The organism is Modestobacter sp. VKM Ac-2983, from assembly GCF_026967885.1.
In the GTDB taxonomy this organism is placed as follows: Bacteria; Actinomycetota; Actinomycetes; order Mycobacteriales; family Geodermatophilaceae; genus Modestobacter.
Genome location: NZ_JAPVBK010000004.1, coordinates 102671 through 116819, shown reverse-complemented (window position 1 = coordinate 116819; position 14149 = coordinate 102671). Strand labels below are relative to the sequence as shown.

The 14149-nt window shown below is 71.9% G+C and carries 12 protein-coding genes and 2 tRNA genes; 3 read left to right on the top strand and 11 right to left on the bottom strand.

All coding sequences use genetic code 11. The features are described from left to right. Positions 1–136: 136 nt before the first annotated feature. On the top strand, positions 137–1921 hold the full coding sequence (gene pknB / locus O2W18_RS17720; protein ID WP_269188755.1) for a Stk1 family PASTA domain-containing Ser/Thr kinase: 1785 nt from the start codon (positions 137–139) through the stop codon (positions 1919–1921). Between the two features lie 28 nt (positions 1922–1949). On the opposite strand, the gene O2W18_RS17715 is transcribed toward pknB, so the two are convergent. Both O2W18_RS17715 and O2W18_RS17710 read right to left on the bottom strand, forming a co-directional pair. Next, on the bottom strand, positions 1950–2612 hold the full coding sequence (locus O2W18_RS17715; protein WP_269188754.1) for an aminodeoxychorismate/anthranilate synthase component II: 663 nt from the start codon (positions 2610–2612) through the stop codon (positions 1950–1952). 83 nt (positions 2613–2695) lie between these two features. Then, positions 2696–3442, bottom strand: a complete 747-nt coding sequence (locus O2W18_RS17710; RefSeq protein WP_269188753.1) for a DUF881 domain-containing protein — start codon at positions 3440–3442, stop codon at positions 2696–2698. 149 nt (positions 3443–3591) lie between these two features. Here O2W18_RS17710 and crgA point away from each other — a divergent pair, with 149 nt between their 5' ends. After that, entirely contained in the window at positions 3592–3864 is a 273-nt protein-coding gene (gene crgA, locus O2W18_RS17705) for a cell division protein CrgA (RefSeq protein ID WP_269188752.1), read from the top strand. Between the two features lie 581 nt (positions 3865–4445). Here the strand turns inward: crgA and O2W18_RS17700 are convergent. Then, entirely contained in the window at positions 4446–5606 is a 1161-nt protein-coding gene (locus O2W18_RS17700; protein WP_269188751.1) for a thiolase family protein, read from the bottom strand. Positions 5607–5704: 98 nt separating this feature from the next. On the opposite strand from O2W18_RS17700, the gene O2W18_RS17695 reads away from it, so the two are divergent. Next, on the top strand, positions 5705–6109 hold the full coding sequence (locus tag O2W18_RS17695) for a PH domain-containing protein (RefSeq protein WP_269188750.1): 405 nt from the start codon (positions 5705–5707) through the stop codon (positions 6107–6109). Between the two features lie 10 nt (positions 6110–6119). Here the strand turns inward: O2W18_RS17695 and O2W18_RS17690 are convergent, their stop codons facing one another. The 8 genes from O2W18_RS17690 to gyrB form a co-directional block, all read right to left on the bottom strand. Next, positions 6120–6863, bottom strand: a complete 744-nt coding sequence (locus O2W18_RS17690) for a rhomboid family intramembrane serine protease (protein WP_269188749.1) — start codon at positions 6861–6863, stop codon at positions 6120–6122. Between the two features lie 134 nt (positions 6864–6997). Beyond that, positions 6998–7534 (bottom strand): peptidylprolyl isomerase, encoded by a 537-nt coding sequence (locus O2W18_RS17685; RefSeq protein ID WP_269188748.1) that lies wholly within the window; start codon positions 7532–7534, stop codon positions 6998–7000. Positions 7535–7631: 97 nt separating this feature from the next. Continuing rightward, positions 7632–7704 (bottom strand) — tRNA-Ala (locus O2W18_RS17680). Between the two features lie 61 nt (positions 7705–7765). After that, the gene (locus O2W18_RS17675) at positions 7766–7909 is read right to left on the bottom strand and encodes a DLW-39 family protein (protein ID WP_269169898.1); all 144 of its coding nucleotides are present in this window, start codon (positions 7907–7909) and stop codon (positions 7766–7768) included. Positions 7910–8026: 117 nt separating this feature from the next. Beyond that, positions 8027–8100, bottom strand: a tRNA-Ile gene (locus O2W18_RS17670). Positions 8101–8171: 71 nt separating this feature from the next. Next, positions 8172–9248, bottom strand: coding sequence for a DUF3566 domain-containing protein (locus O2W18_RS17665; RefSeq protein WP_269188747.1), 1077 nt, complete (start codon positions 9246–9248; stop codon positions 8172–8174). A 156-nt stretch (positions 9249–9404) separates the two neighbouring features. Next, a complete protein-coding gene (gyrA, locus tag O2W18_RS17660; protein WP_269188746.1) occupies positions 9405–11873 on the bottom strand; it encodes a DNA gyrase subunit A in 2469 nt (822 codons plus the stop codon). 96 nt (positions 11874–11969) lie between these two features. Continuing rightward, positions 11970–14006: a DNA topoisomerase (ATP-hydrolyzing) subunit B gene (gyrB, locus tag O2W18_RS17655; protein ID WP_269188745.1), complete on the bottom strand. Its 2037-nt coding sequence runs from the start codon at positions 14004–14006 to the stop codon at positions 11970–11972. Positions 14007–14149: the final 143 nt, after the last annotated feature.

The following is a 14149-nucleotide window of genomic DNA, read 5'->3' as shown; positions in this document are numbered from 1 at the left end:
CACACGCGTCCCCCGGCGCTCGCGTCGCGCCTGCCGCGACCCGGCCAGCGATTAGGCTCCGCGACGGCGCACCGCTCCCCGGTCCTGCCGTCCCGGAGCTGCGACCGCCGCACCGCACCACCCGAGAGGACCACCGATGACCACCCCCCAGGTGCTCGGCGAGCGCTACGAGATCGGCGGGGTGCTCGGCCGCGGCGGCATGGCGGAGGTGCACCGGGGACGGGACCTCCGGCTGGGGCGCGAGGTCGCGGTCAAGGTGCTGCGTCAGGACCTCGCCCGGGACCCGTCGTCCCAGGTCCGGTTCCGCCGCGAGGCCCAGGCCAGCGCGTCGCTGAACCACCCGGCGATCGTCGCGGTCTATGACACCGGGGAGGACCGCACCGCGACCGGCGCGACCCCCTACATCGTCATGGAGTACGTCGAGGGCGACACCCTGCGCGACGTGCTGCGCCGTGAGCGGCGCCTGTCCCCCGAGCGGGCCATGTCCCTGACCGCCGACATCTGCGCGGCCCTGGACTTCAGCCATCGCAACGGCATCGTGCACCGGGACGTGAAGCCCGGCAACGTCATGATCACGCCGCAGGGCACGGTCAAGGTGATGGACTTCGGCATCGCCCGCGCGGTCTCCGACTCCGCCGCGACGATGACCTCCACCGCCGCCGTGATCGGCACCGCCCAGTACCTGTCCCCCGAGCAGGCCCGTGGTGAGGGCGTCGACGCCCGTTCCGACGTCTACTCCGCCGGGTGCCTGCTCTACGAGCTGGTCACCGGCACCCCGCCCTTCACCGGCGACTCCCCTGTCGCCGTCGCGTACCAGCACGTGCGGGAGGACCCGCGGACGCCCTCGTCGATCAACCCGGAGATCACCCCGGAACTCGACGCGATCCTGCTCAAGGCGATGAGCAAGAACCCGGCCAACCGCTACCAGTCGGCCGCCGACATGCGTGCGGACCTGCTGCGCGCCGTGGCCGGCCAGCGGGTCGAGGCGACGCCGGTGATGAGCGACGCCGAGAAGACCACGATCATCGGGGTGACCCCCGGCGGGTACGGCAACGACGAGTGGGACGACGGACAGACCGACGACAAGCGCCGGCGCAACCGGATCATCGCCCTGGTCATCGCCGTGGTGCTGCTGGTCGCCGGCGGCGTCGGCCTGGCGCTGGCGCTCACCGCCGGGTCCGACGAGCCCGACACCCCGGTCGTCGAGCAGGTGGCGATCCCCGACCTGGTCGGTGACCCGCAGGCCGATGCGGAAGCCGAGATCCTGGCCGAGGGCCTCCTGATCGGCCCGATCACCCGCGAGCCCAGCACAGAGGCCCAGGAGGGCACCGTGCTCAGCTCGGACCCGGCAGCAGGGACCGAGGTGGACCCGGAGACGCGGGTGGCCCTGGTCGTCGGCGGTGGCCCGAACACCATCGCCGTGCCCAACGTGCTCGGCGACCAGCAGGACGAGGCGATCGAACGGCTGGAGGGGGCCGGCTTCACCGGGAGCACGAGCACCGACCAGGTGGACAGCCTCGAGCCGGCCGGCACGGTCGTCGCCCTCGACCCCGCTCCGGGCAGCCAGGCGGCCCCGGACGTGTCCTTCCGGCTGAGCATCTCGACCGGCTCGATCACCCTGCCCGACGTGCGTGGTCTCACCGAGCCCGCCGCCCGGGAGGCCCTCGTGGACGCCGGGATCGACAACGGGGTCATCGTGCCCAACAACGTCGAGCGGGACGACGCCACGCCGGGCACCGTCGTCGACACCGATCCGGGCCCGCGGGCCTCGGTGTCGGCCGGCGAGACGGTCACCCTGCTGATCGCCGTCCCGACGCCGGCACAGCCGACCCCGACGCCGACCCCGAGCGCGACGCCGACCCCCGCGACCCCGGTCCCGCCGGCGGGGGAGACCACGGAGACGGTGCAGTCCGCCGGCTGAACCCGGGCCACCTCTGAGGGTGGCCGGTTCAGACGGTGACGGTGGTGAGCCGGCGGGCGCTGGCCGCCGCGGCCTCGACCCGGGCGGGGTCCGGCGCCAGCCCGCAGCCGGACAGCCAGTTCGCCAGCAGCTGGTGCCCGCCCTCGGTGAGCACCGACTCGGGGTGGAACTGCACTCCCTCGATCGGCAGCTCCCGGTGCCGCAGCGCCATCACGATGCCCGACGGCGTGCGGCCGGTGACCTCCAGCTCGGCCGGGACGCTGTCGGACTCGACCGCGAGCGAGTGGTAGCGGGTGGCGGTGAACGGGCTGCCCAGCCCGGCCAGCACACCCACACCGTCGTGCACCACCTGGCTGGTCTTGCCGTGCAGCAGTTCGGGTGCCCGGCCCACGACGCCGCCGAAGGCCTCGGCGATCGCCTGGTGGCCCAGACAGACCCCGAGCACCGGCAGCCCGGCGTCGGCGGCGGCTCGCACCATCGGCACGGTCACCCCGGCGTCGACCGGCGTGCCGGGCCCTGGGGAGAGCAGCACGCCGGCGACGTCCAGGTCGGCGAGCTCCTCGACCGTGACCGCGTCGTTGCGGCGCACCAGGCTGGGCACACCGAGCTGGCCCAGGTACTGGACCAGGTTGTAGACGAAGCTGTCGAAGTTGTCGACGACGAGCACCGGCCGGACGGCGGGCAGGCTCATCGCTCGACACTCACGTCGGTGCGGGACACGGGGCTCGATCTCCAGGGCGTTGAGGGGGCGGGACGGCCGGGCTGGGAACGCGCTCAGCCGACGCTGGCGTACTGCATGTCCAGCGCACCGTCGTAGGCCGGCACGGTCAGCTGGGCCCGCTCCTCGAGGTCGAAGGTCAACCCGTAGTCCTCGACCGCGTCCTGGAAGACCTGCACCTCCGGGGAGGCAGCCAGCTCCCCCCGCATCTCGTCGGCGTCCCCGACGGCGGTGACCACGAACGGCGGGGAGTACTTGCGGCCGTGCAGCAGCAGGGTCGGGCCGACGCAGATGACCGCGCTGGTGGCGATCAGCCGCTGGCCCATGATGGCCACCCCGTCGGCGCCAGCGGCCCAGAGAGCGTTCACCACGCCCTGGACGTCGGACTGGTGGATGACCAGGTTGTCCGGGTTGCCCTCGGTGGGGGCCATGCCGGTGGGCTGACGCGGTGCGTCGTCCAGCACGATCGACATCCCCGGCCCGTTCACCTCGGCCAGCCCGGCGGAGCCGACCCCGGGAGCGACCCGCTGCTGAGCGGCGGCGACCTCACCGTTCCGGGAGGCCGCCAGGTCGGTGAGCGCCTGCACCTGCTCCTGCAGGGCGGCCAGCTCGCTCTGCTGGCGGGCGACGGCGGAGTCCCGCTGCTCGATCAGCGCAGAGAGCTCGGTGATCTCCCCGCCCCGCAGGTCCGTGCCCTGGGCGGTCTTGCTGGAGGTGGCGAAGAGCAGACCGGCAGCCAGGGCGACGACGGGCACGAGCCCGACCCACGGATCGAACCGGCGGGAGCGCCCGGTGCGGGCCATGCGCACCTCCTGGTGTCAGCGTCCACCCCCGGGAGGGCGGACAGGGTGACGTCGCCGCGTGACGGGGCGGGACTGCTGGCCTCTCAGCTTAGGCTGGTGACCGTTCACGCCGGGGCGTCAGGCCACCGGCCCGGGAGGGAGTCCGCCAGGTGCCGAAGTCGAAGGTGCGCAAGAAGTCGGTCTACACGCCGCCGGAGGGCGTGCTGCCCTCGAGCGCGGCCCGGGCACAGGCCGCGAAGCCCAGCCCGCGGTGGTACGCCCCGGTGATGGTCGGGCTGATGCTGCTCGGCCTGCTGTGGATCGTCGTCTACTACGTGGCAGGCGACCGGATCCCGCTCATGGTGACGTTGGGCCCGTGGAACTTCGCCATCGGGTTCGGCGCCATGGTCGCCGGCCTGGTCATGTCGATGCGCTGGCGCTGACACCCGCGCACGGCCCGACCGACAGGCCCTCGTCCCCCCCGGGGACGGGGGCCTTCGTCGTCCCTGAGACGTCGGTACTCCGAACGGTCACCGATGCACAGCGGTCAGTGACCGGCTCGCAGGGTCGACAAACGGTCAACCCGCAGGTCAGCGGCCCGCCGGAAGATCCGCTGTGCACAGCGCCGGCCGTCGTCCACAGGCGGCCGGTTCGGCCGTCCACGGGTTTGTCCACGATCTGTGGGTTGTCGAAGGGTCGGCATCCCAGGTTGACCTGCGGATATGCCGGTGATGTGACTGCTGGGACGGAAACGGCACAGGGGTAACTACACCCGTGGAACTCCGTCCCCAGCTGTGTACACAGCTGTGGGAAACCCTCCGGCGCACGACGACCGACAGGCCCGGTGCAGGTCCTTACTACCCATCGTCGGTATCCGCAAACCGCCAGCGTGACGGGCCGTTCCCGCGCGTGTCCGGGAGAGTTGTCGACATCCCCACCCCGGTGCAGGGTCGCCGGGAACGGCACAGCCCCCGACCGTGGGGACGGGGGCTGTGGACGGAGCGCGGCGGACCGGTCGGTGGCCTCAGTGGTCGAGGAGCTCCAGGATCGTGGCGTTGGCCATGCCGCCGCCCTCGCACATCGTCTGCAACCCGTACCGGGTCCCGCTGGCCTGCATGTGGTGCACCAGCGTGGTCATGATCCGTGCCCCCGAGGCGCCCAGTGGGTGCCCGAGGGCGATCGCTCCGCCCAGGGGGTTGACCACGTCGGCTCCGACGCCGATCTCCCGGCACCAGGCGAGCGGCACCGGGGCGAACGCCTCGTTCACCTCGAAGACCCCGATGTCGGCCGGCGCGAGCCCGGAGCGGTCCAGCACCTTGCGAGTGGCCGGGATCGGTGCGGTCAGCATGATCACCGGGTCGTCGCCGGCCACGACCGTCGTGTGCACCCGGACGAGCGGGGTCAGCCCGAGCTCGCGTGCCCGTTCGGAGGTGGTGACCAGCAGCGCCGCCGATCCGTCGGAGATCTGGCTGGCGTTCCCCGCGCTGATCACACCGTCGGCCTGGAAGGGGGTCCTGAGCGCCCCCAGCGCCTCGAGGGTGCCACCGGTGCGGATCCCCTCGTCGGCGGACACCACGGTGCCCTCGGGGGTGGTGACCGGGACGAGCTGTGAGTCGAAGGCCCCGTCGGCCCGTGCCTTGGCGGCCCGCTCGTGCGACCGCAGCGCGAACTCGTCGAGCTCGGCCCGGGACAGGCCCCACCGCGCCGCGATCATCTCGGCACCGACCCCCTGGTTGGGCGCGACACCGCCGTAGCGGGCCAGGTACCGCGGCCCCAGCGGTCGGCCGGCCGACCCGTCACCGGCCGAGGAGCCCATCGGCACCCGGCTCATCGACTCGACCCCACCAGCGACCACGACGTCCGCCTGCCCGCTGACGACCGTGGCGGCGGCGAAGGCGACCGCCTGCTGGGAGGAGCCGCACTGCCGGTCGATGGTGGTACCGGGAACCGACTCCGGCCAGCCGGCCGCCAGCGCGGCCACCCGGCCGATGTTGCTGGTCTGCTCACCGACCTGGCTCACGCAGCCCCAGAACACGTCGTCGACGACGGCGGGGTCCAGGCCGGTGCGCTCCACCAGGGCCTGCAGGACGGCGGCGGAGAGGTCAGCGGCGTGCACGCCGGACAGCCCGCCACCCCGCTTCCCGACCGGCGTGCGGACCGCGGCACAGATGACGGCATCGCGCATGGACCACTCCTCACCACAGGGTGACGTCTCAGACGTCCGGTACCGGTGATGCTAGGCGGCAGGTGCAGGCCCGCGGCCGGTGCTGACAAGCTGGCCTCGTGCACTGGTCGCCCCGGATCGGCGAGGCGGTGGCGATGGCGGTCACCGGCGTGGCCCTCGCGCTGGCCACCCTGCTGGTCGACCCGGTGGGTCGGGTCCTCGTCGGCGGCGGCGCCGTGCTGCTGCTCGGCCTGGCCACCCGCGACCTCGTGCTCCGCCCCCGGCTGCGGGCCGACGCCCGGGGTGTGAGGGTGCGGGCGCTCAGCGGCGGCACGACGATCGCCTGGCCGGCGCTGCGGGCCCGGGTGCGCACTTCACGACGGTGGGGGTTGCGGATGGAGACCCTGGAGCTGGAGGACCGCACGGACGACGCCGTCCTGGTCGTGCTGGGCCGCCGGGAGCTGGGCGAGGACCCGGCCACTGTCGCCCGGGCACTGCACGAGGCCGGTGCGGGAGCCGGCTAGCGCCAGCCGGCTAGCGCCAGCCGCCGAGGACCAGGACCAGCAGCAGCACCACGAGGACGGCGATCCCGCCGACGGCGACAGGCCGGCGGCCGCGGGCCAGGACGAGGACCCCGGCCGCGAGCACGCCCACCACGAGACCGCCGAGGTGCCCGAGCAGGGAGACCCCGGGCAGGAAGCTGATCGCCAGGTTGATCACCAACAGGGTGAGGAGGCCGCGGAGGTCCTGCTTCTGCTTCAGCAGGACGACGCCGAGGGCCCCGAGCAGGCCGTAGATCGCCGCCGATGCACCGACCACCGCACCGAGGTAGGTGCCGAACAGCTGCAGGGCGGCCACGCCGCCCAGCGCGGAGACCAGGTAGACGGTCAGGAAGCGGCCCCGGCCGAGCATCCGTTCGAGTTCGGAGCCGAACAGCAGCAGGGCGAGCATGTTCAGCGCCAGGTGCACCGGCCCGACGTGGGTGAAGGCGCTCGTGACCACCCGCCACCACTCACCGACGTCGACCAGGTACGGGACGATCGCGAAGTCGTCCTGCAGCGGCGACCGGAAGCTGCGCAGCGGGTTGACGCCGACGCTGATCGCCGAGGCGGCCGTCGCCAGGGCGACCAGCAGGTTCAGCGTGATGAGGGAGAGGGTGACCGGCCCCCAACGCCGGGCTGCACTGCGCAGCCCGGTGGTGCGCTTGGGGCGGCGGACGGTGGCGTTGCCGGCACGTACGTCGTCCGGGCACTGGAAGCCCACCGAGGCCGGGTTCATGCACTCCGGGCAGATCGGCCGGCCGCAGCGGGTGCAGCGGACCCCGGTCGGCCGGTCCGGGTGCCGGTAGCAGGTGGCTGGGGGCGCCGGCTGCGGGTTCTCCGCGCCGGCGCCCCCGCTGCCCTCAGGGGTGCTCAGCTGCGCTGCACCTCGACGGAGGTGATCACGACGTCCTCGACCGGGCGGTCACCGCGGGCGGTCGGGGTGGCGGCGATCGCGTCGACGACCTGGCGGCTGGCGTCGTCGGCCACCTCACCGAAGATCGTGTGCTTGTTGTTCAGGTGCGGCGTGTTCGTCACGGTGATGAAGAACTGGGAGCCGTTCGTGCCCGGGCCCGCGTTTGCCATGGCCAGCAGGTAGGGGCGGTTGAACGACAGGTCCGGGTGGAACTCGTCACCGAAGCGGTAGCCGGGGCCACCGGTGCCCTGACCGAGCGGGTCGCCGCCCTGGATCATGAAGCCCGGGATGACCCGGTGGAACACCGTGCCGTCGTAGAGCTTGTCCGTGGTCTTCTCGCGCGTGCGCGGGTCGACCCACTCGCGGCTGCCCTCGGCGAGCTCGGTGAAGTTCGCGACCGTCTTCGGGGCGTGGTCGGGGAACAGGTCGACGGTGATGTCGCCGTGGTTGGTGTGCAGGACGGCGCGCCGTGCGGCGGAGGTCTGTTCAGTCACGACGACCACTCTCCCACTGCGACCCGTGAGGCTGCTGGGCGACCGGTGCGACCGGGCTGTGGCCGGTCGCCCGGCGACGGCCCCGTGCGGGCCGGAGTGGAGACGAGGGGAATCGAACCCCTAACCCCCGCCTTGCAAAGGCGGTGCTCTGCCAATTGAGCTACGTCCCCGAAGGGCAAGACGATAACGTCCCTGAGGAGGGTGCGGTCGACGGATCCCGCAGCCGCGGGTTCAGGAGGCGCGCGGCGTGCTGACCGAGCCCGGACCGCGAGTGGCCTCGGCCCACAGATCGGCCTCGCCCTTGCCGCTGCTGCGCTTGCGCACGGCCGCCAGGGCAGTGGCCGCGACCGCAGCCATCGCCAGCTTCTTCAGCACGCGGGACCTCCTCGAACGGTGTCGACCACCGCGGTGCGGGTGACCGCTGCCGGGACCCAGCGGCGGGGCGACCGCGATCTCCGTGGAGATCTCGGTCGCCCGCCGTCGGTGCACGGGTGGGCCTGGGAGGACTTGAACCTCCGGCCTCATCCTTATCAGGGATGCGCTCTAACCGTCTGAGCTACAGGCCCGTGGACCGGTGAACAGCTTACCTGCCCCCTCGAGGCCCCCGACGTGGGGGGCCTCGACGAGGGTTGCCGGCTCAGTCCCGCTCGGCCAGGGTGACCTCGAGGCCGCCGACCAGGTCGGAACAGAGGTTGTAGACGAACGTGCCGACGGTGCAGAGGGCGGTCAGCAGCACGATGTTGATCGCGCCGATCACCGCGGCACCGCCGAACACGACGCCGGCGGTGATCACCTCACCGCCCCCGTCGGTGGCGTCGGTGGTGGTGGCGAGCTGCCCGATCAGGTCGTTGACCGTGTCGAAGACGCCCAGGCCGCCCAGCACCCCGTAGAGGATGCCGACGGCGACCATCCACACGAAGAACAGTGCGATGGAGAGCACCAGCGAGATCTTCAGCGCCGACCACGTGTCGATGTGGCGGAGCTGCAGCCGGGCCCGGCGCGGGCCACGGTTGGCGGTGCTGCGTGCCTTCCCGGACGAGGGGCGACCGGCGCCCTGACCGGCGGGTCGGGCCGCAGCGCGCGCCGGGTCGGGCCGGGCCGCGGGGTCGATCGGTCGGGCCGCGGCCGGAGGCAGGCCGACCGCCTGGGTCGAGTCGACCGGAGCCGAGCCGGCCGCCGGCACCCCGCTCCGAGGGGCGTTCGCACGGGCAGCGCTCGCCGGCCGGTTCCCCGGCGCGGCCGCCGTGCCCGTCGCGGGCACACCGTCCCGTCCGGACGTGCCGGCCGCGCGGGCCGGGGAGGCACCGGCACCCTCCGCCGGACCGCCGTTCGCGGCCTTCGCGGGGGCGGCCTTGGCCGGGGCGGCCTGTGCCGACGCAGCCTGGGCCGGGGCGGCCTGTGCCGACGCAGCCTGTGCCGACGCAGCCTGTGCCGACGCAGCCTGTGCCGAGGCGGCCTGTGCCGGGGCCGCCTTGGCCGGAGCGGCCTTGGCGGGACCGGCCTTGGCGGGACCGGCCTTGGCGGGACCGCCACCTGCCGACCCGGCCGGCGAGCCGGACGACGGCTGGCCCCCGTCCTTCGCCGGGGCCGCGGTGCCCGAGCCGGCCGGCCCGGGCCGGTCGGCGACCGGGGTGGCGCCGTCCGGTGCCGCGTCGGCGGCGCCGTCCCCCTCACGGGAGTCGGTACGCACCGAACTGCGTGCCCGGTCGCTCATCCCAGTCTCCTGTCGCCCTGCGGCTCGTGCCGCGTCGGTGCACCCACCGGTCCCGCCATGGTGCAGAGGGCGGTGGGCCGGTCACTGCGGTCGTCGTCGCCGGCCCGGATCGCGGACGTCGTCGTCCGCGACACCGGTTCGGCATCCGCGCCCACCCTAGGCGTCGGGCTCGTCGTTGTCCGTCGTACGCGCGATGGCCACGATGGAGACGTCTTCCGGCAAGTTCATGAGCTTGACGCCCATGGTGGCCCGGTCCCGGGTGTGCCGGACGCCGTTCACCGGTGTGCGGATCACCCCGCCGCCGGAGGTGATGGCGTACAGCTCGTCCCCGAGCACCACGGCGAGGGCACCCACCAGCGCACCCTTGCGGGCCTTGGGGTCGGCGGTGAGCACGCCCTTGCCGCCGCGGCCCTGCTCCGGGTAGTGCTCGATCCCGGTGCGCTTGGCGTAACCGCCCTCGGTGGCGACCAGGACGTCGACGCCCTCCTGGACCACGATCATCGACAGCAGGGTGTCGTCCGGGGCCAGTGAGATGCCGCGTACGCCCTCGGTGGCCCGGCCCATCGGGCGCAGCTGCTCGTCGTTGGCCCGGAAGCAGATCGACATCGCCTTGCGGGTGACGAGGAGCAGGTTCTGGTCCGGGCTGATCATCGCCGCGCCGACCAGCTCGTCGTTGTCGCGCAGGTTGATCGCGATGACACCGCCGGAGCGGGGGGAGTCGAAGTCGGTGAGCCGGGTCTTCTTCACCTGACCGCGGGCCGTGGCCAGGACCAGGTACGGCGCGACCGTGTAGTCCTTGATCTGGATGACCTGGGCGATCTTCTCGTCCGGCTGGAAGGCCAGGATGTTGGCCACGTGCGCGCCGCGGGCGGTCCGGGCCGCCTCGGGCAGCTCGTAGGCCTTTGCGCGGTAGACCCGCCCCTTGTTCGTGAAGAACAGGATCCAGTCGTGGGTCGACCCCACGAAGAACTGCTGGACGAGGTCGTCCTGCTTGAGCGCAGCGCCCATGACGCCCTTGCCGCCGCGCCGCTGCGAGCGGTAGAGGTCGGCCTTGGTGCGCTTGGCGTAACCGGTGCGGGTGATCGTGACGACCACCTGCTCCTCGGCGATGAGGTCCTCCATCGACACGTCACCGTCGTTGGCCACGAACTGGGTGCGCCGGTCGTCGCCGTACTTCTCCACGATCTCGGCCAACTCGTCGTGGACGATCTGCCGCTGCCGCTCGGGAGAGTCCAGGATCGCCTGCAGTTCGGCGATCCTGGCCTCGATCTCGGCCAGCTCGTCCAGGATCCGCTGCCGCTCCAGGGCGGCGAGCCGGCGCAGCTGCAGGTCCAGGATCGCGACGGCCTGGATCTCGTCGACGTCCAGCAGCTCCATCAGCCCGCTGCGGGCCGCCTCGGCCGACTCGCTGCGGCGGATGAGGGCGATGACCTCGTCCAGGTGGTCCAGCGCCTTGGCGTAGCCGCGCAGGATGTGCGCCCGCTCCTCGGCCTTGCGCAGCCGGTAGCGCGTGCGCCGGACGATGACCTCGATCTGGTGGGTCACCCAGAGCCGGATGAGCTCGTCCAGCCGCAGGGTGCGGGGCACGCCGTCGACGATGGAGAGCATGTTGCAGCCGAAGGTGGTCTGCAGCTGGGTGTGCTTGTAGAGGTTGTTCAGCACGACCTTGGCGACGGCGTCCCGGCGCAGCGTGATCACCAGGCGGCGGCCGACCCGGTCGCTGGACTCGTCGGCGATCTCGGAGATCCCCTGGAGCCGGCCGTCACGCACGCCCTCGGCGATCGACTCGGCCAGGTTGTCCGGGTTGACCTGGTAGGGCAGCTCGGTGACGACGAGCTGTACCCGGCCCCGGCTGTCCTCCTCGACGGTGACGACGGCGCGCATCCGCACCGAGCCGCGGCCGGTGCGGTAGGCGTCCTCGATGCCCTCACGGCCGACGATCAGCCCGTGGGTCGGGAAGTCCGGGCCCTTGACCCGCTCCATGCAGGCGGTCAGCGCCTCCTCCGGCTCGGCCTCGGGGTGCTCGAGCATCCAGAAGACGGCGGCGGCGACCTCGCGCAGGTTGTGCGGCGGCATGTTCGTCGCCATGCCGACGGCGATGCCGGCCGAGCCGTTGACCAGCAGGTTGGGGATGCGCCCCGGCAGCACCAGGGGTTCCAGGTTCTTGCCGTCGTAGTTGGGCTGGAAGTCGACGGTGTCCTCGTCGATGTCCCGGAGCATCTCCATGGCCAGCGGGGTGAGCCGGGCCTCGGTGTACCGCATGGCCGCGGCCGGGTCGTTGCCCGGCGAGCCGAAGTTGCCCTGGCCGTCGATCAGCGGGTAGCGCATCGACCAGGGCTGGGCCAGCCGCACGAGGGCGTCGTAGATCGACGAGTCACCGTGCGGGTGGTAGTTGCCCATCACCTCGCCGACCACGCGGGCGCACTTGACGGTCGCCCGGTCGGGCCGGAAGCCCTGGTCGAACATCGCGTAGAGCACGCGGCGGTGCACCGGCTTGAGGCCGTCCCGCACGTCGGGCAGTGCGCGGCCGACGATGACCGACATCGCGTAGTCGATGTAGCTGCGCTGCATCTCCTGCTGGAGGTCGACCGGCTCGACGCGGTCGCGGCTGGGTGTCTCTGTCACGTCTGGTTCTCCACAAGTCGATACACAGCGGTGGATGAATGCGCACTACGAGCGCCCTCGGGGGCATTGCCCCTGGCCCCTCACCGGGGCCCTTCCTCAGACGTCGAGGAAGCGGACGTCCTTGGCGTTGCGGGTGATGAAGCTCCGGCGGGCGACGACGTCCTCGCCCATCAACACGCTGAACAGCTCGTCCGCTGCGGCAGCATCGTCGAGGGTCACCTGGCGCAGGATCCGGCTCTCCGGGTTCATCGTGGTCTCCCACAGCTCCTTGGCGTCCATCTCACCAAGGCCCTTGAACCGCTGGATCGCGTCGTCCTTGGGGAGCTTGCGGCCCTCGGAGGCGCGGCTCTTGAGCAGCTCGTCCCGCTCCCGATCGGTGTAGACGTAGTCGTCGGGGTGCTTGTTGCCCCACTTGATCTTGTACAGCGGCGGCTGCGCCAGGTAGACGTGGCCGGCCTCGACCAGCGGCCGCATGAAGCGGAACAGCAGGGTCAGCAGCAGCGTGGTGATGTGCTGCCCGTCGACGTCGGCGTCGGCCATCAAGATGATCTTGTGATAGCGCAGCTTCGACAGGTCGAACTCGTCGTGGATCCCGGTGCCGAAGGCGGTGATCATCGACTGGACCTCGGTGTTCTTCAGCACCCGGTCGATGCGCGCCTTCTCGACGTTGATGATCTTGCCGCGGATGGGCAGGATCGCCTGGTACATCGAGTCGCGGCCGGACTTGGCCGAGCCACCGGCCGAGTCGCCCTCGACGATGTAGACCTCGGAGTTCCGCGGGTCGGTCGAGCGGCAGTCCGCCAGCTTGCCCGGCAGGCCGCTGACGGTGAGCAGGCTCTTGCGGGCGAGCTTGCGGGCGTCCTGCGCGGCCCGGCGGGCCCGGGCCGCCGAGGTGGCCTTGGTGATGATCGTCTTCGCCTCGGCCGGGTTGGCCTCGAACCAGTGCCCGATCTGGTCGTTGCAGACCTTCTGCACGAAGCCCTTGACCTCGGTGTTGCCGAGCTTGGTCTTCGTCTGGCCCTCGAACTGCGGGTCACCGAGCTTCACCGAGACGATCGCGGCCAGGCCCTCCCGGATGTCGTCACCGGTGAGCTTGTCGTCCTTCTCCTTGAGCAGCTTCTTCTCGATCGCGTACTTGTTCACGATCGAGGTCAGCGCCGCCCGGAAGCCCTCCTCGTGGGTGCCGCCCTCGTGGGTGTTGATGATGTTCGCGAAGGTGTGCACCGACTCGGAGTAGGCGTCGGACCACTGCATGGCGACGTCCACCGACATCGCGGTGTCGTTCTTGCCCACGCCGTCGGCGGAGAAGCCGATGACCGAGCGGTGGATCGCGGTCTTGCGGCGGTTGATGTAGGTCACGTAGTCGACCAGGCCGCCGTCGTAGCGGTAGGTGACCTCGGTGGGCTCGAAGGCGGCGGCCTCCGCACCGACCGTCGGTGCGGCCTCGGCCAGCGAGGCCTCGTCGCCGGCGCCGGTCTCGGCCTTGCTGTGCCCGGGGCGCTCGTCGCGCAGCACCATGGTCAGGCCCTTGTTGAGGAAGGCCATCTCCTGGAGCCGGCGGTTGATCGTGTCGAAGGAGTAGACCGTCGTCTCGAAGATCGTCGGGTCGGCCCAGAACGTGATGGCCGTGCCCCGCTTGTCGGTGGGGCCGACCTCGGTCAGCGCGGCGGGCTTGGCCACGTCGTAGTGCTGGGTCCACTCGGTCCCGTTGCGCCAGATGCGCACGTCGAGCGCGTGGGAGAGCGCGTTGACCACCGTCACCCCGACGCCGTGCAGGCCACCGGAGACGCCGTAGCTCTTGCCGTCGAACTTGCCGCCCGCGTGCAGGATGGTCATGACCACCTCGACCGTCGGCCGCTTCTCCACCGGGTGCATGTCGACCGGGATGCCACGGCCGTTGTCCTCGACCCGGACCCCGCCGTCGGCGAGCAGGGTCACCCGGACGGTGTCGCAGTACCCGGCCAGCGCCTCGTCGACGGCGTTGTCCACCACCTCCCACACCATGTGGTGCAGGCCCCGCTCACCGGTCGAGCCGATGTACATGCCGGGGCGCTTACGGACCGCGTCCAGCCCCTCCAGGACGGTGATGGAGCTACCGGAGTAGGCGTTCTCGGTCTGCGGCTGAGCGACCACGTGGGGCCCTTCTCTTGCGCAACCTCGCGGCCGCGGCACCACGTCGACGACGATGTCGAGGCGCGCAGGACGGCTCTCAGCGGGTTGCTGGGGGTGTGTCCCCTCCAGAGTACCGGGTCCGTACACCCCAGATCGCCCGTCCG

What these genes read in the sequence shown, in the direction of transcription:
- pknB (WP_269188755.1), top strand. Translation starts at nt 137, where the DNA reads ATGACCACCCCCCAGGTGCTCGGCGAGCGCTACGAGATCGGCGGGGTG.
- O2W18_RS17715 (WP_269188754.1), bottom strand. Translation starts at nt 2,612, where the DNA reads ATGAGCCTGCCCGCCGTCCGGCCGGTGCTCGTCGTCGACAACTTCGAC.
- O2W18_RS17710 (WP_269188753.1), bottom strand. Translation starts at nt 3,442, where the DNA reads ATGGCCCGCACCGGGCGCTCCCGCCGGTTCGATCCGTGGGTCGGGCTC.
- O2W18_RS17700 (WP_269188751.1), bottom strand. Translation starts at nt 5,606, where the DNA reads ATGCGCGATGCCGTCATCTGTGCCGCGGTCCGCACGCCGGTCGGGAAG.
- O2W18_RS17690 (WP_269188749.1), bottom strand. Translation starts at nt 6,863, where the DNA reads ATGAACCCGGCCTCGGTGGGCTTCCAGTGCCCGGACGACGTACGTGCC.
- O2W18_RS17665 (WP_269188747.1), bottom strand. Translation starts at nt 9,248, where the DNA reads ATGAGCGACCGGGCACGCAGTTCGGTGCGTACCGACTCCCGTGAGGGG.